Below are 20,150 nucleotides of genomic sequence, written 5' to 3' on the forward strand. Positions count from 1 at the left end.
GCGCGCTTGCAGCCTGCATCAGCCCGCAACAAGATGCAGGGCAACCAGGCTAAATGCAATTGAAAATCGCTCGAAGTGAACAAGCTCATGGAACGCGGATGACGCGGATTTGGCCGATCAACGCGGATCAATCCGTGAAAATCCGCCGCATCCGCTTCATCCGCGTTCTATCCAAACTCCACGAGCTTGGAGCGATTTGTGAATGAGTTTACCCTAGGGCGCGCTCGCAGCGTGCATCAGCCCACAAGGATGCGGGGCCTTCAGGCTAAAGGCAATTAAAATCGCTCTAAACAACTCAATCGCCAGTCAATCCACGCATCGAATTGTCGCTACGGCCCAACCACGGTGACACCAAGTGGCGTGCGACCCACATTGGTTGTGCGTATCACCTGATTGTTGATCAGGTCCAAGATCGTCACCGTCCCGTCGTCGGCGTTCGCCACAACGCCATATCGTCCATCGTCCGAGACAGCCACGCGATTCGGACCCGGGCGCATCGTGGCAGCGGAGCGTCCGATGGGAATGTTGGTGATCAGAGCCCCTATGGTGGGCACAATCACCGACAGCGTATTAGCGCGGAGGTTGACCACATAGAGCCGCGTGCCATCACGCGAGATCGTCAGACTCTCAGCGCCCTCGCCGGCCATAATGACCCGCACAACCACATTGAGGAACGTGCTAATGACGCGAATCATGTTCTCGTTGGTATCAGAAGCGTAGACCGAGCTGCCATCGGGTGAGATCGCAACGCACGTCGTATTGGGACCAACGGGAACTTGGGTCACCAGGGGAATTGTCGGAAGAGTGGGATTGACGACCGTCACGGTTCGATCTCCGGGCGTGGCCACATACAATCGGTCCCCTTCCGGCGTGACCACCATGCCAACCGGATTGCTCAGAATGTTGCGCGTCGTGGAGATCAGTTGATTGGTGGCAGTATCAATGATGGCCAGACCGTTAACGTTGAATAATCCCACATAGAGCCGATCGCCGCTCGGGCTCATTGCCAATCCTAATGGGCCGCCACCCGTGAAGATTGTCTGAACCGTCTCATAGGAAAATGCGTCAACCACCGAGACCGTGCCACTGCCGAAATTGGAGACGTACACAAATCGTCCGCCTGGTTGTTTCACAATCCCGATGGGACCTACTTGCACCGGTATGGGCGGTGGATCACTGCCGATTGTTTCCACATTGACCACCGAGAGCGACGCTGAACCATTGTTGGTGACAAACGCCTCGATGGGTGGCACAATGCCGTTGCCTATCAACCGGGATGTACAAGTCGAGTTGATCGGATCGTTCGTCTGCAGCACCAATGTGGCCGTTTGCACGCCAAGCGAAACAGGCGTGAATCGAACCAACACGCCGCGATCCGTGCCCGGGGCAATCGAAATGGGGAACGAGACGTTCTCCAGCCGGTAGGCTGTCGAGCCGGTGATGAAGGCGTTGAAGATGAATAAGGTCTCATTACCTGCGTTGGTGATGCGCACGGTTTGCAGCCGCGATCGTTGCAAGGCCACATTGCCGAAATTGGTTTCTGCTGGCGCTTGGCACACGGCGCCTCTACCCGTTCCTCGTAGACGAACGGCACACCGTGTGGGACCCGGATCACTACTCAAGATTCTCATCAACGCCGTGGCTTCGCCCACTCTGACGGGAGAAAACGCAACGAAGAACGGAAGACTCGCGCCCGGAGCCAGCACAACCGGCAGGCTCGTCGGTTGCAATCGGAACGCCGGGTTATCAATAGAAATGCTGGTAATCAGCAACGATTCATCGCCGGCATTCGAGACCGTGACAACTCCGATGCCCGTCTGCAACAGCGGCACATCACCGATATTGACTTCGCCCGGCGCTTGACATACTGGCCCTTGGCCAATGCCTTGCGCTATGAGCACACACCGAGATGAATCGGGATCATTGCCGATGAGTCGCAACGTGGCCGTCTGGAGCCTGATCGCCGCAGGCGTGAAGCCGACCAGCAGTGTTTGAACGGCGCCCGGCTCAACCGACAGCGGCAATGCACTGACTACACCAAATTGCGGATCGGTTGAATCAACCCGTGTGATGACAAGTGGCTCATTGCCCAGATTCCCGATGACGACCGGTAAATCGGCGCGCTGCCCGATGCGCACCACGCCAAAGCTGAGCGACGTGGGTGTGACGGTGCAAATCGGCGAGCGGCCAACCCCTCGCAGGCGAATGATGTTGCGGTCTGGATCAGGATCGTTCGTGTCAAGCCTCAGCGTCGCCGTTTGCTCACCCAGCGCCGTCGGCGTAAAGCGAATGTTGAGCCGTCGGCTCTCACGCGGTCGTAGGCTCAGCGGCACGCCGCTCACAGCAAACGTTGGATTGTCAATCGTGGCGTTGGTGATTTGGAGCGTGTCAGTGCCCCGGTTGGTAATAACCAGCTCTTGTTGCGCGCCGCCGCTGCCTAAACGCACGTCGCCAAAATCAACCATTGAGCGAGCGGGATCACACACGGCGACACGACCAACGACGACAACACCTGTCGGTTGGTCGCCCTGCGTCGGGAAGACTTGCACATTGTTTGTTTTCAGATCAAGGAGCGAAATCGTATCATCGTCTTCATTGGCCACGACCGCCTTCAACCCATCGGGCGAAACTGCCAAGCGATTGATGCTCGCTCGGGCGGTGCTGGCAGAAGACCCGGTCGGCAACACCGCCATGACTGCTCCGTCCGATGGGTTGAGCACGGTCGCTTGCGGCGTGGCGAGACTGGCTACCACCAATCGTCGGCGATCCGCCGTCAGCGCCACACTGTCGGGACGATTGCCGCTAGCAAACGAACGAATCACACGATTCTCTCGGGTTGAAATCACAGTGATGGTGGACTGGCCGAGGTCGGTCACATAGACCGTGTCGCCTTCAGGAGCCAACGCAATGCCGGCTGGGCTTGGCCCCGTCTCAATCAGCCGGCGCGTAATGACGACGCCCAAATTGACCAACGTGACTCCAGTCGCCCCCGGCGTGACAACGTACAGCCGATTATCCGGCACGTCAGTCCACACCAAGCCGGCCGGTTGCCCCGGCACGCTGATGGGAAGGCCTTGTTGACTATTGGTGTCAGTATTGACCACAAAGATGGAGTCGCCGGCCGGACTGCTGATGTAGAGCCGGCTGCCATCAGCCGTCAGCGCCAATCCCGTTGGCCGAGCCGTGCGACGCAGTTGAATGGTATCAATGACTGCATGACTTTCCGTATCAATGACCGAAACCGTGTTGGTTTGTGAATTGGCCACGTAGACGCGCCGCTGATCAGGACTGACAACCAACGCCGACGGGCCATCGCCCACGCGAATCGGCGGTGCCACGGACGCGCCGCTGCCCAGATCAATCACGCTGACCGTGTTAGAGGCTGTATTGGCCACATAGGCGCGTTGTATAGGATTTTGCTGCGCCTGTGAAGCCATCCAATCGCCTTGCCAACCGAGCATCAACACTAAACCAATAGCTGCTATGGCGATGAATACGTCGCACGCTCTCAGCAAACGAGCGACAGAGGCAGAAAATTGAGTAAAGCTCATGCGATTCCTCCAGTCCTTTGGAATAGCGGCTCCGGGCTAGCCGGCATTATAGTGGCAGTGCAACATCCTGTGCAACCTGCGCGCACGGTGATTTCATCCACATCATCCGTATTCATATCATCTGTCTGAAGGTGAATGACGACACTCGCATGATGGATATGACAACACCTTTGATCCTTGGCCCTGAGCCGGTATAATGGAGAGGCTATGATGAACCGATCCTTCTGCAAAGCAACGATTCACTTCTTCCCCACGCTGATATTAGGTTGCCTGCTGCTGACACACGGGCTGGTCGGCTGGTCGGCTCAAGGCGGTCTGGATAAACGGCCACCTGAGCTGCCGGTAGACCAACTCATTCAGAAGGTAGCCGCGAACGAAAGCCGCCTGCGTGAAGAATTCAAACAATACGCCTTCCGCCAGGAGTTCGTCTTTCAGACCATTGTCGGCCGCGATACGGTGACCGGTGAACTTCGCCGCATCTCGGAAATTGTGTTGGACAAAAAAGGACAACGCATCGAAAAAATCACCTACTTCCCACCTTCACCATTGATCCACATGTTGACGCCGGCTGATTATCACGACCTAGCCGGTGTGCAACCATTCGCTCTGTCGCTCGAAGAACTTCCCAAGTACAAAGTCTCCTATGTGGGTCGTGAACGCGTTGATGAGCTGGACACCTATGTTTTCGATGTCACGCCGGCCGTGCGATTCGACCCAAAGAAGATCAACATCAACGAGCGTTACTTTCAAGGCCGCATCTGGGTTGACACGGAAGAGCTGGTCATCGTCAAGATCGCCGGACAGGGCGTGCCAGAAGACGGCAAGAATCAGTTTCCCAAGTTTGAGACCTGGCGCGAGAATATCAGTAAAGGCATTTGGCTGCCGACCTACACCTACGCTGATGATGTTCTGGAATTCGACACGGAAAATGTGCGTATCCGCATGGTGGTCAAGCTGACCGACTATCGTCGCTTCACCGCCACCCTTGAAGTCTCAGATGAAGAACCCTTACCCCCAGAAAAACCGGCAGCCTCACCTGGGACCAAGCCGAAGCCATGAAGGCGCCTGAGCATGAATGAGCGAAAACGAGTCATCATCGGGACGGCTGGCCACATTGATCACGGGAAAACCATGCTCGTCAAGGCGCTGACGGGCATTGACACGGACCGCCTCAAGGAAGAGAAAGAACGCGGCATCACCATTGACATTGGATTCGCCGACTTGATGGTGGATCACATGCAATTGGCCTTCATTGACGTCCCGGGACACGAACGATTCGTCAAAAATATGCTGGCCGGCGTCCACGGGGTTGACCTCGTCATGCTGGTTGTAGCCGCCGATGAATCCATCATGCCGCAAACACGCGAACACTTCGACATCTGTCGGCTGCTCGAGGTTCAACGCGGCCTGGTGGCCATCACCAAAATTGATCTGGTCGAAGATGAACTGGTTGACCTCGTTGAAGAAGAAGTGCGCGAATATGTTCGCGGCTCATTTCTGGAGGGCGCGCCAATTGTTCGCGTCAGCTCGCGCACTGGCGCTGGATTGGATCAATTGAAGGCCGCGCTCGTTCAACAAGCTGATCTCATTCACACCAAAAAAACAGACGCGCTGCCCCGCTTGCCTGTGGATCGCGTGTTTTCGATCAAAGGCTTTGGCACGATCATTACAGGCACATTGACCTCAGGGATTCTCCGCGAAGGGCAGACGGTTGACATCCTTCCCAGCAGGCGCCGCGCCACGATTCGTGGTCTACAAGTACACAGAGGGTCTGTTCAAACGGCGCAAGCCGGCGAGCGCGTTGCCGCTAATCTGTCGGCCGTGAGCGTAGATCAAGTGACACGCGGCGATGTGATTGTGCCCGCCGGGCGATTCGAACCGACGTCGTTGATTGATGCCCGACTAGACCTGCTGCCGACCGCGCCTCGACCGCTGCGCACGCGCACGCGCGTCCGTCTTCATCTGGGGACGGCGGAAATTCTCGCGCGAGTCGTTCTGCTGGATGCCCACGTGCTGATGCCGGGACAAACCGGCTTTGTCCAATTTCGACTGGAAAGCCCCACATTTGCTGTACCGGACGATCGGTTCATCATTCGTCAGTATTCACCTTGCTTGACCATCGGCGGCGGCTGCGTCGTAGACGGATTAGCGACCAAGCACCCGCCGTTCCATCCCGAACATGCGCGTAGCCAGGCGCTGATTCAGTCGCTGCGCCGGCTCACGTCGGGGTGTCAAATGGAACGGATTCAGGTGTGGGTCGAGTCAGCCGGACGGCGCGGCATCAGCTATGAATCGCTCGCCGCTCGATCAGGACTCACTGATGCGCTCCTGACCGAGGCATTGTCTTCATTGGTCCAGGCTCAACACTTGATCGAAGTCGTCGGCCAAACCCGCTATTACATTGCCACGGCCGTTTACGATCAACTCCGCTCAGCCCTGCAACAAATGCTGGCCGAGTATCATCAAGCTCATCCGCTATCCGAAGGAATGCCGCGTGAAGAAGTGCGAAGCCGATTGATCAGCGGCCAGCGAGATGAATTTTCTGTGGCTCTCTTCGGACGATTGCTTCAAGAACCAGTCTTCGATGCAGAACGAGATGTCGTCCGACTCCGAACGCACCAGGTGAGTCTCTCGCCGCAGGAAGCGCAACAGCGTGAGCAATTGCTCACGGCGATTCAGCAGGCCGGCTATCAAGCTCTGACGCTGGACGAAGTCGCCCAACGAACCGGCGTCAATCCAACCGTTGCGCGTCAATTACTACAGCCAGCGCTGAATCAAGGCCGACTCATTCGTCTGGGCGATTTGCTGTTTGACGCTGATGTGATCAATCACTTGAAAGCCACCATTCGCGCGCATAAAGCGATCAGCAACAAACTCGACGTAGCCGCATTCAAGCAGATCACTGGCGTCAGCAGGAAGTATGCGATTCCTCTGTTGGAATACTTAGACCGCCAAGGCGTAACTCGTCGGATCGGCCAAGAGCGGGTGATCTTGTAATTTGATTGCCTGTCGGGAACAAACTAGCTACAATGGCGTGTCAACCGGTGAGGTCAAATATAAAAACGAGACAATAACCAATGAAATGGGCGTCGGCACATGGTCGGTGGTTGATTTGCGTATTCATTCTTCTCATGTGGTGGCTCATTCAGATGCCATCGGTCGCGCGGGCTGCTCAATCCGAGAGTCCTCAAACGGCTGTTGAACAAGCGCCGAGCCGCGCTGCCCAGACACCGCACCATCAACCGGCAGTCTCTGACCCAGCCGAACCTGCCACGAACGAGGTTCAACGCCGCGCCATAGAAACGCTCCAGTTCCTGAATTCACTGGTTGCCACGCTGGCCACACCTGAACAACAGATCATTGGCTATGCCGTCATCGGCCAGGCGCTGGCAGCGGCTGATCAGGAAGCAGCGCGTCACTGTTTCCGTCAGGCCTTCGCCCTGTTGCAAAAGCGAGCACAGGCAAAAGACCAGCAGGTATCCGAATCGTCCACGTCATCATGGCGCGACCTGCGCAATGAATTGCTCAGTCGTGTTCAACAAGTGGACCCAGCGTTGGCCCGCGAATTGGCTCGCATTGAACAACAACCCGCCCAGTCTTCATCTGAACTCTCCTCGCCCCGACAACGACGACGCGACATGAGACGAGAAGCCGGGCGGCTGCTGTGGGAAGCCTCTCAAAAATTGCCAGACGACCCTATCGTTGCGGCGATGCTGGCTGAACAAAGCTTGTCGTTGGCGGTGACGCCCGGTCTAGGCCATTTCCTTTTGCAATTGCGTCCACATGACGCGCGACGCGCCGATCAACTCTATGACATGGCGTTTGCCGCTGCCATGCGCGCTGTTCCACCATCGCCTGACGATTTGTTGGAATTGGCTGCCTATGTGTTCCCTGCCAGCTTCGCTGGTCGGCGCTCGCACCCGATTGATGCAAGCCGCGCTCGAACGCTTCTTGAGTCACTGACGACGGCGCTGTTGTCAGCAGCGTGGATAGACCAGAGCGACGTTGACGAGCGAGTCTATCATCACGTCTCACGGCAGTTGATCGTGTTTCAACGGCTGATCCCGCTCTATCAACTCTACGCGCCACACTTGATGAACGACGTTGAGCGCATCGTGCAGCAGTTTTTGACGCACGCGCCCAGCCGATTCCAGAGCAAATGGCGTGCGGCAAACGCTCAGGACGACCCGGTCGAGACCACGTTGCGCCAAGCTGAAGCTGAAGCCGATCCGCAATTCAAAGACGAGCTACTAGCGCAGGTGGCCATTACAGCAGCGCGTCGCGGCCAGATGGACCGTGCCGAGCAGATCACCTTTCGCATTCAAAGCCCCTCGCTGCGCCACGAGACGCACCAACATGTCATAGCAGCCGCGATTGAATATGCTATCTCACAACAACAATGGACTGTGGTCCGACACTTGAGCCAACGGCTCGAAGATCGAATGTTACGCGCCGAGTTATTGACGCGGGCCGCCGATCAATCAGCCGAGCGCCAACAATCAAGCACCTCGCTGGAACTTCTGCTGGAGGCACACCAGCTCATTACGCCGGTTGAGCCGTCACCGCGTCAAGCTGAACTCTTTTTCGACATCGCCACCGCCATGCTTAAAACTGAACCGTCCCGAACCTTTGAACCCGCCCTGGCGGGTATACAAGTCCTGAACAAACTAGAAGCAGCCAGAAAAGAAGCACAAAAAGCGCTAGTAAAGGTCGGCACATTCCTATCTGACCGGCTGGCTCGCCAACAATTGGAAGAGGTGTTCGGACGACTGGGACGCGCCGATTTTGATCGAGCGATCCAAATTGCTACGCAATTACAAAATGTGCACCAGCGAATTATCGCTCAAGCGGCAAGCTGCCGAGAGGCGTTGTTACGATTGACCAAATCAAAGAAATCAAAATCAACCGCTCGAACCGATCAACAATAATGCAATGCTGCTGGCCGGGCGCGCGTCTTATTCTCACGTCGGATCGAGCGTGGGCTACTATAGCGATTTTCAATTGCCTTTACTTGGGGAGCGCCCGCCTTGCGGGCTCATGCGCGCCGCAAGTGTGCGCCCCAGGGTAGATTGATTCGCAAACCGCTCTAAGTCCGTGTTGAGTCATCGGCAACGACCTGCTCACAGCCGCGCCGATGGCATGTCCTGGCCTCTCACGCCGACAGCATCTGTAAAAACAGTTGGTGCACTCGACGATCCTCGGTCAATTCGGGATGAAAGGTTGCCACCAAGCATCGCCCTTGGCGAACCAACACCGGATGTCCTTGATGCTCCGCAAGGACCTCCACACCGGCGCCAACATGCCTGATGATCGGCGCGCGGATGAACACAAGCTCCAACGGCGGCGGGCCGAGCGCCGAACTCATCGTCCAATCAATGAAGCTGTTCACTTGTCGGCCATAGGCATTGCGCTCGACCACAATATCAACGAAACCAAGCGACGGTTGCGCAGGATGCTCTACCTGTTTGGCCAGCAAGATCGCGCCAGCGCACGTGCCGAAAAAAGCGCCGCCACGCTCCAGCAACATGTGCAGTGGTTCGATGAAGCCTTCTTCCGTGAGTAGCTTCAACATGGTCGTGCTTTCGCCGCCGGGTAGAATCAGCCCGCAGACATGCGCCAAGCCATCAGGCGTGCGTACTTCGCGCCACCGCACGCCCATCGCATCCAACACCTTGGCATGCGCAGCAAAATCGCCCTGCAGGGCCAACACGCCCACGCTCAGAGCATCAACGTCTGGTTGTGACATGTGCAATTCCAATCGGGACTGCAGTAGAGAGCGTGATTCACTATTCGCGCGTTTGCAACCGTTCATCCATGGTGCTGAACGATCGCAGATAGCTTTTTCGGGCAGCGCGACTCACCAGCCGCGCGTTTGCAATCGTTCCTCTTGAGCGAGTTTGGCAATATCCAACCCGCGCATGGCTTCACCCAGCTCTTCACTGGCTTCTAAGACAGCCTGTGGATCACGATAATGAGCAGTGGCCTTGACAATGGCGCGGGCACGCGCAGCCGGGTCCGCTGACTTGAAAATCCCTGAACCAACAAACACGGACTCGGCGCCCAGTTGCATGCACAATGCAGCGTCAGCGGGCGTGGCAATGCCGCCGGCAGCAAAATTGGGAACGGGCAATCGCCCATGTTCGGCCACCCAGCGAACCAGCTCGTAGGGCGCGCCGAGACGTTTACTCTCAGCCATCAACTCCTCCGGCGGCAGCACAGTCAACTGACGAATCGCTCCGCACACCGCCCGCAGATGCCGCACGGCCTCAACGATATTGCCCGATCCGGCCTCACCCTTGGTGCGGATCATCGCCGCCCCTTCACCGATTCGTCGCAACGCCTCGCCCAAATCACGCGCTCCACAAACGAACGGAACCTTGAACTGATGTTTGTCTATGTGATGTTCTTCATCAGCCGGCGTGAGAACTTCGCTCTCATCAATAAAGTCAACACCGAGCGCTTCCAACACTTGGGCTTCAGCGAAATGCCCGATCCGCACTTTGGCCATCACCGGGATGGACACGGCGCTCATGATCTCGCGAATCTTCTTGGGCGAAGCCATGCGAGCAACGCCGCCTTCAGCGCGAATATCAGCCGGAACACGTTCCAGCGCCATCACAGCGACGGCGCCCGCTTCCTCGGCAATTACCGCCTGCTCGGCACTGGTCACATCCATGATGACGCCGCCTTTGAGCATCTCGGCAAGACCCACTTTGACGCGGAACGAATCTTGATTCATGATGGATTGTTTCCTCCTTGAGTCAGTGAAGTTCTATATTGATACAAATCTCCCTGTTTGGCAATATCTGTATGCTGGATCGCCGTGCGCAATCTGATTGGTTCGATTTTGGCACAATCGCTTCAGCGGCCTTGGCCGTCAACCGGCCATCGGTCTTGACAAAGACCCATCCAATGAAGTTCACTACCTGCGAGGCCAATTGTGAAACAGTGCCGGACATACTCATCGTGTGAGGAGTTGTTCATGTCGTTCGGGACGACGCGGGAGAAACATCGAGAATGGATCACAGGCGGGAACGCCTGTGACACACAGAGGCAAACAAATCATGCCCGACCACGCATGCGATATGATGACCGATGAGATGAAGCAAGAGCCGATCTGTTTTCAGACTGAGCCCAGTCAGTACCGGCATATCCGGCTCGAAGTCGAAGGAGCTGTGGCACGCATCCTACTGAACGTGCAAGAGGACGGCGGCCTGCGCCCCGGCTACAAGCTGAAACTCAACTCGTACGATTTGGGCGTGGACATCGAATTGGCTGACGCAGTGAATCGCTTGCGGTTTGAGCACCCAGAGGTAGCCGCCGTCATCATCACCAGTGGCAAGGACGGTGTGTTTTCAGCCGGCGCCAATATCTTCATGCTCGGCCAAGCCAGTCATGCGTTCAAAGTCAATTTCTGCAAGTACACCAACGAAACACGACTGGCTATCGAAGAAGCAACCGACGAGAGCGGGCAGGTTTATCTGGCGGCTCTTAACGGTGTGGCCAGTGGCGGCGGCTATGAGCTGGCGTTAGCGTGTCGGGAAATCATGCTGGTGGATGACCGGCGCTCGGCTGTGGCGCTGCCGGAAACGCCGCTGCTTGGCGTGTTGCCGGGCACTGGCGGCTTGACGCGACTGGTTGATAAGCGGCGCGTGCGGCGTGATCGAGCTGATCTGTTTTCTACTCTGGCGGAAGGCATCAAGGGCCAGCAGGCCGTGGAGTGGGGACTCGTTGATGCCGTCTACCCACCGTCGCAGTTTGCCGATGCCGTCATGCAGCGAGCCAAACAACTGGCTGACACGCCACGGCCCCGTCAAGGTATTCGCCTTGAGCCGCTGACGCCGCAGATAAACCCGGATGAGATTTGCTATCGCCACATTCGCCTACGGTTGAACACGAGCTCGCGCGTCGCCGAATTGTGGATCGAAGGTCCACCAGAGCTGCCGGCCATACCGCCAGAGCCGAGTCAGCTTGGCTCCGAGTGGTATCCGCTCCGATTGTTCCGTGAGCTTGACGATGCGCTGTTGCAGCTCCGGTTCAATTACCCGGAGATCAATCTTGTTTTGATCTTCACTCGCGGCGAACTCAACCGCATGATTGCGCTGGATGAACAACTCTCAGCCCATCGAGATGACTGGTTCGTCCGAGAAGTGTTACTGTTGATGCGACGCACGCTGAAACGATTGGACATGACAGCTAAGAGCTTCTTTGCGCTGATTGATGAAGGGTCATGTTTTGCCGGGAGCTTGCTGGAATTGGCATTGGCGGCTGATCGCGTCTACATGCTCGACAGCCCGTCGGTCCAGGTGGCGCTGACCGGGCTGAACGACGGCTTGCTGCCGATGGGCAACGGCCTGAGCCGGCTTGCCACGCGGCTGCTCGGTGAGCCGGAACGGGCGGCGCAGGTGGCGCGCCGGCGCGGCCTGATGGATGCTCAAACGGCCGAGGAGAATGGGATTGCGACTGTCGCGCTCGACGAATTGGATTGGGACGACACGGTGCGGGTCGCCATCGAGGAGCGAGCCAGCCTCTCGCCAGACGCGCTGACCGGCATGGAAGCCAATCTGCGCTTTGCCGGGCCAGAAACACTGGAGACCAAAATCTTCGGGCGACTCTCAGCGTGGCAAAACTGGATCTTTCAACGACCGAATGCGGTCGGGCCGCGCGGCGCGCTGGTCATGTACGGTCAGCCGGGTCGGGCAGAATTCCAATGGGAACGCACCTGAATCATCCGCGAGGCAACCGATGGAAGCGATCCGCAAGCGAAATCCTATAAGCCCAGGGAGAACACGATGACTGTTGCTTATGAAAAAATTCCCAACAATGTGAACCTGGCTGAAAATCGCCGTCTGCAACGGGCACTCGAACAGTGGCAGCCTAACTTCCTTCAATGGTGGCATGAAGTTGGACCCGCCGGCTTCCAACAGGACGAGATCTATCTGCGCACGGCCATCAGCGTGAGCCCCGATGGGTGGGCGCATTTTGATTATGTCAAAATGCCTGAATACCGTTGGGGTATCTTTGTGATTCCACCAACGCCTGATCGCCGTATCGGATTTGGCGACAACCTGGGTCAGCCTGTCTGGCATGAAGTGCCGGGCGAGTTCCGCAAAGAGCTGCGACGCATCATTGTGACACAAGGCGACACCGAGCCAGCCTCCGTTGAACAACAACGATTGCTCGGTCATACGGCGCCGAGCCTCTACGATCTGAGAAATTTGCTACAGGTGAACGTGGAAGAAGGTCGTCATCTCTGGGCGATGGTCTATCTGTTGCATCAATACTTTGGTCGTGATGGACGTGATGAAGCGGAAGACATGCTGGTGCGTCGGGCAGGTCATGCTGACAATCCTCGCATTCTCAGCGCCTTCAACAAGCCGGTCAAAGACTGGCTGGCGTTTTTCTGTTTTGCCATGTTCACCGATCGAGACGGTAAGTACCAACTGGCGGCGCTGGCCGAAAGCGCCTTCGATCCACTAGCCCGCAGCACGCGGTTCATGCTAACTGAGGAAGCGCATCACCTGTTTGTCGGTGAAACTGGCATCGAGCGGGTCGTGCGACGCACTGCCGAACTGATGCAGCAAGACCCGAACCAAGATGCGCGCGCGCAAGGAGCCATTCCGCTGGACATCATTCAGAAGTACATCAACGAGTGGTACTCAGCCTCGCTCGATCTGTTCGGAGGCGAGGATTCCTCCAATGCGGCGACCTACTTTGCCGCCGGATTGAAAGGTCGGTTCCGCGAAAGCGCGCCAGGACTTTACAACGACCACATCGCTCTTGAAGGCGCGTACAGAATTGACGTGCCTGACGAAGCGGGACACATTCGAACCGTTGACATTCCGCTGCGCCGAGCGATGAATCAGATACTGCGCGACGCCTATGTCGCCGATTGTCAACGAGCGATGGATCGGTGGAATCGGATACTTGAAAAGAACAACATTGAAGCTCGACTCTCGCTTCCCTCGCAACGCTTCAACCGGCAGGTCGGCATCTTTGCCGGAGCGCGTTTCTCGCCAACGGGTGAGCGATTGAGCGAGCAACAGTGGCAGGCGCGTTGCTCAGAATGGCTGCCGACCGAAGCTGATTATGCTTATGTGCAATCGCTGATGAAACCGGTCTATGAACGCGGCCAGTTCGCCCATTGGATCGCGCCGCCGGCGCGTGGCATCAACGGGCAGCCGCTTGATTTCGAGTATGTGCGGTTTCACCGAGGATGAACGTCAATCGAACGCTGTGACGGTTGAGCGCCGCCTCCGCTGGCTGTTGGGCAGAGTTTCACCGAGGAGGAATATCAATCGAACACCGTGACCACTGTATAACGGGGGGAATCGCTCGTGAGCGTTGTCACGTTACGACAGGCGAAAATGCCTTCTTGGGTCGTTTGCGTGTTTCGTGGTTGGACTGATCCAGGCCTGCTGATTACCGCGCTTGGTGAAAATGCCTTTTCGGGTCGTTTGTGTATTTCGTGGGCTATTTCCTGAGGATCGTGGATTGAAAGCTAAAAAGTTCAACATTGAGCAGCTCGCCTGCCGGTAAACTCTCGTCTGCTTGAGTACGCATGCGCCAACCTGAACGGTGAACCATGAAACAGAAGCAAAGTTGAATCGAGTGTCTTTTCATGTAAGCAAGGAGGTTGATCAATGTTGCACCGCTTTGTACGGTGAACCATGAAACAGAAGCAAAGTTGAATCGAGTGTCTTTTCATGTAAGTAAGGAGGTTGATCAATGTTGCATTGTTGTTCTCAATCTATCATTCGGCTTGGTATCGCGCTTGGTGTGGTCGGTGTTCTGTTTTTTGTATCTGCGATGACGGCTGTGTCAGGTGGTCGTTATCAAGGTGAGCGGCGGGCTGAAGTTCAGGGTTTTTCAACGCCAGAGAGTGTCTCGGTTGGTCCGGATGGTCTTTATTATGTCTCCAACATCGGACGAACGAACCGCGATGGCGATGGCAGTGTAAGTGTGATCGTCGGCGATCCATTTGCTGGGACGGCGACGGTCAGCGAGTTAGCAACGGGTCTGGATAATCCGACGGGAACGGCATTCGTGGGAACCGAGCTATTTGTCGCTGATGGCGCGCGTGTATGGAAGATCGAAACAGCCCAGCCAAGACGCGGTCAAAAAAGCGTCTTTCTAGCCCCTGAGGCATTTCCGCGCCGACCGGCTATGCTCAATGACATCGCTGTTGACGCTGCTGGTCATTTGTACATTTCTGACACGGACCTCGGTGTGATTTTCAAAGCGAGCTTGATGGGGCAAGTTTCGCTGTTTCTGGACACCGGTCCGATGAATCCGCTTCGCATGCCCAACGGGGTCATCGTGGACAGTGAAGGCCTGATCAGCGGCGTCGCTGGCAGCCTGCTGGCCGTTGGCATTACGGGTGGCAATCTGGTAGCGATTGCGCCGGAGGGCGGTTCGGGGCGAGTCATTGCCAGCCGTTTTGGACTGACGATTGGCGATGGATTGGCGTTTGACCGCCGTGGACGACTGTATATTGGCGACTTCATCGGACGAGTCTACCGTATGAGGACTGATCGTAGTATCGAGCGAATTCTGACCGGTTTGACAACACCGGCTGACCTGACGGTTGATCAACGGAGAAACTGGCTGGTGATTCCCAGTTTCACTGGCGATAGGGTTTTGTTTATCGAATTACAAGACCCCATGTAGGCAGGGGGAGTAGAAGTCATTATCTAACTGGCAGGAACGCTCTTCAGAGCGCGATAGATCAGGCCCTGGAGGGATTCTTGGTTTTGCAGGGCGTAGGCGAAGATTACCTGTGACAAGATTTACGACGGCATTCTGCAAGATGTGAGCAGGTGGAAAGACAGGGCGATTCCTGACTTTATCTTGGAGTGCGCCGGCAGAGCCAAGCGGCGACGGCGCTCCTCTGAAAATGGCTCACGAAACACACGAAGCTCACGAAAGAATTGTCTTTTCATCCTTCGTGCCCTGCGCGGAGCCCCTGGGCGGTTCCTGCGGAATCCCATTCCATGATCACACGTCGGGCTCAGGTCGTCAGGCGGGATGGTGTTCAAGACCAACACCCACAAAAAGAGCCTCACCTGGCTCGGCGTGCGATCATGGCGCGCAGCCTTTTGATGGACGCGACGGCGCGCACGATTGAGCTGGGGTTCACCGAGATGGTGCGCCTCAGTCCAGACCGGGATCGTCGCCCCAGTGAAACGATCACACCTGCACGGCGAACGTGAGACGTTGCTGCTGGACGAGCCGCCTGCAAGGCCGCGAGGAGATCAAATGGCTCTCCCGTTTTGGTCCGCAGTTTCAGATAATGAGCGATGATGCGCAGCACCAGATGGGCGCCGCGCTGACACGTGGCGACCAGTGCCGCCGCTTTGGCATCGTGATGATCAGCCACATCAGATCACCCGCTCCCCACTCAAACACCCTCAGACTCTCACCAGTGTGTACGTCGCTGAGCGCGAGTTGCCAGAGCTGTCGAGCCATGGAATCAGAGGCCAGATGCCGGCGATAATCGGTCGTGTGTCGCACCTGGTCCACTGATGGCCGAGCCATCGAAGATGAGCAGCCGCCAGCCCTGGGCCGAGGCCAACCCTGAGCCTGTCGGCAGCATTCGGCCACGATCGCTGCCGGCCACGCTGGGCACGCGCCAAGCGTTGTCGCACCGCTTCATCGCTGAAGCGGTCTGCCGCTGTCGGCGCAGATGGCAGCCATCTCCGGCACCAACAAGTCGGCCGTTCTATAGAGCAACACCAGTTACAACATTCATCGGCCGCGCGAACCTGTCGGGCGCGGCTGAAAGCTCCATGCGTGCGTGCCAGTTGTTCGGTCTCCAGCGCCAACTCTTGCTTCAATTGCATGAGCGTGCTACTGATTTCTCTCTGTGGCCTCAGTCTTCCCTGCTTTTTGGAATCTAGTAAAAGACTGCATGCCACATTTTTCAATCTGGACCCTTATCTTGGCGCATACGGGAGGAAACCCATGAGGGCGCAACCACTCACACGTCGCACACTGTTAGGCAGAGTCTTGATCCTTCTTATTGCATTTGCCGTGGTCGGAGGCCCAGCTCCACCGGGAGTTTTCCCGCGAACGCCGGAGCGAGCCTCGTCTCTTGTCATCATCAACGGAGCAATCATTGCAGGAGATGGTCGTCCCGCTTTTCGTGCGAATCTGCGCATCGAAGGGGATCGCATTGCGCGCATCGGACGATTCGAGCCAAAACCGGACGAGGATATTCTCGACGCCAGGGGTTTAATCGTCGCGCCGGGATTCATTGATCTGCATAACCATTCGGATCGAGGGCTGGAGAGCGAGCCGACGGCCATCAGTCAGATCTCCCAGGGAATCACCACGATCGTCGTGGGACAGGATGGTAGCTCGGCATGGCCCGTTGGCGAGTTTCTCGCCGAGCGGGAGAAGCGTCCCTCAGCCGTCAATCTGATCACGCTCGTCGGTCATGCAACGGTGCGACAGCAGGTGATGGGCCAAGACACTGGGCGTCCGGCTACCGATGCGGAAATTGCCGCCATGGCCGATCTCGTCGAACAAGCGATGCGCGAGGGCGCGTTTGGCCTCTCCACCGGATTGGAGTACGACATCGGCCATCCCAGCACGACCGAGGAAGTGATCGCGCTCGCTCGACGAGCTGCTCGTCAGGGCGGCATCTACGTGAGCCACATCCGCGATGAAGGCGACAGAGTGTTCGAGGCGCTCGATGAAGCCCTTCGCATCGGGCGCGAGGCCAAGATTCCCGTTCACATCTCCCACATCAAGCTGGGGACGGTGAGCGTTTGGGGCAAAGCTCAGAAGGCCGTCGCCCTCATCGTGCGCGCCCGCCATCAGGGACAGGATGTGACCGCCGACTGCTATCCCTATGACGCTTGGTCTTCGACCATCACCGTGCTCGTCCCCAGTCGCCGTCATACAGATCGTGCTGCTGTGGCCAAAGGCATCGCCGACGTCGGCGGAGCGGCGAACGTACTGGTGACCAACTGCCACGCTCATCCCAATTACGAAGGGAAAACGCTCCTGGAGATCGCCCGCGAACATAATACAACGCCGGTTGACATCTATATGGAGATCGTCCGGGACGGCGGAGCGAGCGTCGTGTGTCGCTCGATGAAGGAATCTGACATTCGCGTCTTCTATCGTCAGCCCTGGGTGATGGTGGCCAGTGACGGAGGGATCGGGATGCGCCATCCGCGAGCTGCGGGCGCGTTCCCGCGCGTGCTGGGCGAGTACGTGCGCACGCGTCGTTGGCTCCGACTCGAAGAAGCGATCCGCAAGATGACGTCAGCTCCGGCAGCTCGATTGGGACTGAAGGATCGCGGCCTTCTGGCCGAAGGCATGAAGGCGGATTTCGTCATCTTCGATCCACAACGGGTGAGCGATCGCTCAACGTTTCGCGAGCCGCATCTGCTCTCAGTCGGCATCGAGTACGTGTTCGTCAACGGCGTGCGCGTCTGGGAGAAGGGTCGCGCAACCGGTCATCTCCCCGGCGTCGTGATCCGAAAATAGCCTGCTCAACGACGTGAAACAACGCCCCATTGTCACCGTTTCTCAAATGGCCAGGGGAGTTATATGCTCACTGAAGAGGTGACATGAGCATGGAGATGCGCCATTACAAATTTGATCGGATCACTTTCGATCCAGAAAATGTTTCGGAAAGCCTTGCATCCGTGGGCTGAGGAGGCCGGTCGCTTCAATTGTCAGCTACTTGAGTTCGGGAATGACTGTGGACGAGATGCCGAGAGTCGCCTGAGTTAGAGCGAGAAGACATCTACCAGGCGTTAGACTATACCGTATGGGTAAAGAGCAGGTAGTGCCCTTGGAAGAGACGGCAGCCAAGTGAAATTTTTGTTGAATATGAATGTGCCGCGGCAGTTGTGGTCGGCGGTTGATAGCTGAAGGCTATGAGTGTCGGCACGTGGCCGATACGGGAATGGCTCAAGCAAGTGATGTCGTAATGTACAAGAGGCCAGAACAAATAAGGAAATCATCGTGGGACATTCTTGAAGCCGGCAAAAGACACGCTATCGGCCGAAAAAGCGTTTACAGACTGAATGAACACTCAGCATTGCCAAATGGTGATGCATGGGTGAGAAAAGCGTTACTAAATGAGGTGTTAATGATGTCCCTGCTGACATCCCCATCACTAACTCGATATTTGAGGAGCTGAGTCGCTACCGGGACTATGAAGAAGGATACCCGATGGTGGCCGAGGGTTAGTCTATGCCAACTCTTCAATCATCATCAGTCTGCCGGTCAGCGCAAAAATAGATTGTGGTTCTCAAGCGTTTTGTATTATGATGAGGCCGCCTCGGCCCGATATGATACGGAGGAGTTACTGATGTCGCCCATGACGATGTGCAGAAACGATGAAGATGGCTCACAGGCGGGAACGCCTGTGCCACATTCTCACAGGAGTTGGCATGTTGCAGCAACGCTCAAAAACGATGAGAAATAAACCACCGATAACACCGATTCTTGCAGACAAAAACATCGTGGCAATCTGTGAAATCTGCGGCTCTTCTTGGAGAAAGAGATAGTGGCACGATTCTGCCGAAAATGTGGAGCAGCCCTCATCGAAGGAGCCCGCTTTTGCCGACAATGCGGAGCTCCGACCGGTTCGTTCAGTGCGACTCCGCCAGAGCCTTCCCCAACTGCACCAGCCTCAGTGGACCGGACAGAACCGATGACTAACCTCCTCTCCCCCACCGGCGACGTACCTTCGGCACAGTCCCAAGCACCGACGATCAGGACTGGCGACGTACCTTCGGCACAGTCCCAAGCACCAACAATCAGGACCGGCGACATACCTTCGGCACAGTCCCAAGCAGCGACCCTCAAGCTCGAACTTCCCAAGAAAAGATCATTCATCAAGCTGATCAGCGGCGCAATACTGCTAGTGATTGTTGGCGTCGGCGCGTTCTATCTCGGCTCACAATGGAACAAGCCGCCGCGTGAAAACCAAGGCTCCATCACGACGCCTGTCAGCTCTGACGCCGCAGAGCCAACAACGTCAGGTCAAGCTCGAACAGGCACGCCTGACACAACCGCTACAACCCAACCAGCCGCTTCTCAACCGACGACACCTACTCATCCCAACGCGCCGCCTACGACATTGCGCGAACAACCAACAGCTTCATCACAACCTGCTCACCCACCTGAGAAAAGAAGAACAACCGATGCCCCGCCGACTGCAACAGAATCGCCAGTTAAGGCAAAAACAAAATCAACCACGTCGGCCAAGGAATACTATGATCAGGGGATTGAAGACCTGAATGCCGGTCGCTACGACGCCGCATTAGAAAAGTTTGAACAGGTCAAACGCTTGAGCCCCGATAACAAGGATGTCTACTACCTGATTGGCCAGGCGTATCATAAATCAAAACGACTGGCTGAAGCGTTGCGCGCTTATGAACAGTGTACGTCCGGTCCCTATGCCAGCCTCGCCGCGCAGCATGTCAAGGCGCTGAGCAAGCAGCTTAAAAAGTCCAATTGAAGCCGGCGCTCAACAAGCCATGGAATTTGTGGCTCTCGATTTTTTGCCGCACTTGAGACTTGCCGCACGAATTGATCGCAGCAGTGCTCAGGGCGAATCCTGTTATCGGCCCA

12 protein-coding genes and 1 pseudogene are annotated in these 20,150 nt (G+C 56.7%); 10 read left to right on the top strand and 3 right to left on the bottom strand.

The genetic code is table 11. From position 1 onward, the window contains the following. Positions 1 to 329: 329 nt before the first annotated feature. Positions 330 to 3,551, bottom strand: coding sequence for a choice-of-anchor D domain-containing protein (locus tag NZ823_08500; protein MCS6805165.1), 3,222 nt, complete (start codon positions 3,549 to 3,551; stop codon positions 330 to 332). A 207-nt stretch (positions 3,552 to 3,758) separates the two neighbouring features. Between NZ823_08500 and NZ823_08505 the strand changes: the two genes are divergently transcribed. From NZ823_08505 to NZ823_08515, 3 genes are all read left to right on the top strand, one after another. Beyond that, positions 3,759 to 4,610, top strand: coding sequence for a hypothetical protein (locus tag NZ823_08505; protein ID MCS6805166.1), 852 nt, complete (start codon positions 3,759 to 3,761; stop codon positions 4,608 to 4,610). A 12-nt stretch (positions 4,611 to 4,622) separates the two neighbouring features. Continuing rightward, positions 4,623 to 6,548 (top strand): selenocysteine-specific translation elongation factor, encoded by a 1,926-nt coding sequence (gene selB / locus NZ823_08510; protein ID MCS6805167.1) that lies wholly within the window; start codon positions 4,623 to 4,625, stop codon positions 6,546 to 6,548. 152 nt (positions 6,549 to 6,700) lie between these two features. Continuing rightward, entirely contained in the window at positions 6,701 to 8,479 is a 1,779-nt protein-coding gene (locus NZ823_08515; protein ID MCS6805168.1) for a hypothetical protein, read from the top strand. Between the two features lie 224 nt (positions 8,480 to 8,703). Here the strand turns inward: NZ823_08515 and pdxT are convergent, their stop codons facing one another. After that, positions 8,704 to 9,297, bottom strand: a complete 594-nt coding sequence (gene pdxT / locus NZ823_08520; GenBank protein ID MCS6805169.1) for a pyridoxal 5'-phosphate synthase glutaminase subunit PdxT — start codon at positions 9,295 to 9,297, stop codon at positions 8,704 to 8,706. Between the two features lie 111 nt (positions 9,298 to 9,408). Continuing rightward, positions 9,409 to 10,290, bottom strand: a complete 882-nt coding sequence (gene pdxS / locus NZ823_08525; GenBank protein ID MCS6805170.1) for a pyridoxal 5'-phosphate synthase lyase subunit PdxS — start codon at positions 10,288 to 10,290, stop codon at positions 9,409 to 9,411. A 361-nt stretch (positions 10,291 to 10,651) separates the two neighbouring features. Between pdxS and boxC the strand changes: the two genes are divergently transcribed. From boxC to NZ823_08560, 7 genes and pseudogenes are all read left to right on the top strand, one after another. Then, complete coding sequence (gene boxC, locus NZ823_08530) at positions 10,652 to 12,277, top strand: 2,3-epoxybenzoyl-CoA dihydrolase (GenBank protein MCS6805171.1); 1,626 nt, start codon at positions 10,652 to 10,654, stop codon at positions 12,275 to 12,277. A gap of 66 nt (positions 12,278 to 12,343) precedes the next feature. Continuing rightward, entirely contained in the window at positions 12,344 to 13,771 is a 1,428-nt protein-coding gene (gene boxB, locus NZ823_08535; GenBank protein ID MCS6805172.1) for a benzoyl-CoA 2,3-epoxidase subunit BoxB, read from the top strand. A gap of 508 nt (positions 13,772 to 14,279) precedes the next feature. Beyond that, entirely contained in the window at positions 14,280 to 15,221 is a 942-nt protein-coding gene (locus NZ823_08540) for a hypothetical protein (protein ID MCS6805173.1), read from the top strand. A gap of 323 nt (positions 15,222 to 15,544) precedes the next feature. Next, positions 15,545 to 15,763, top strand: coding sequence for a hypothetical protein (locus NZ823_08545; GenBank protein MCS6805174.1), 219 nt, complete (start codon positions 15,545 to 15,547; stop codon positions 15,761 to 15,763). A 751-nt stretch (positions 15,764 to 16,514) separates the two neighbouring features. Further along, the gene (locus tag NZ823_08550) at positions 16,515 to 18,050 is read left to right on the top strand and encodes a D-aminoacylase (GenBank protein ID MCS6805175.1); all 1,536 of its coding nucleotides are present in this window, start codon (positions 16,515 to 16,517) and stop codon (positions 18,048 to 18,050) included. Between the two features lie 95 nt (positions 18,051 to 18,145). Continuing rightward, positions 18,146 to 18,355, top strand: a pseudogene (locus tag NZ823_08555) (DUF433 domain-containing protein). Between the two features lie 872 nt (positions 18,356 to 19,227). Continuing rightward, positions 19,228 to 20,037, top strand: a complete 810-nt coding sequence (locus tag NZ823_08560) for a tetratricopeptide repeat protein (protein ID MCS6805176.1) — start codon at positions 19,228 to 19,230, stop codon at positions 20,035 to 20,037. The last annotated feature ends 113 nt before the right edge of the window (positions 20,038 to 20,150 follow it).

Source organism: Blastocatellia bacterium (assembly GCA_025054955.1).
GTDB lineage: Bacteria > Acidobacteriota > Blastocatellia > HR10 > J050 > JANWZE01.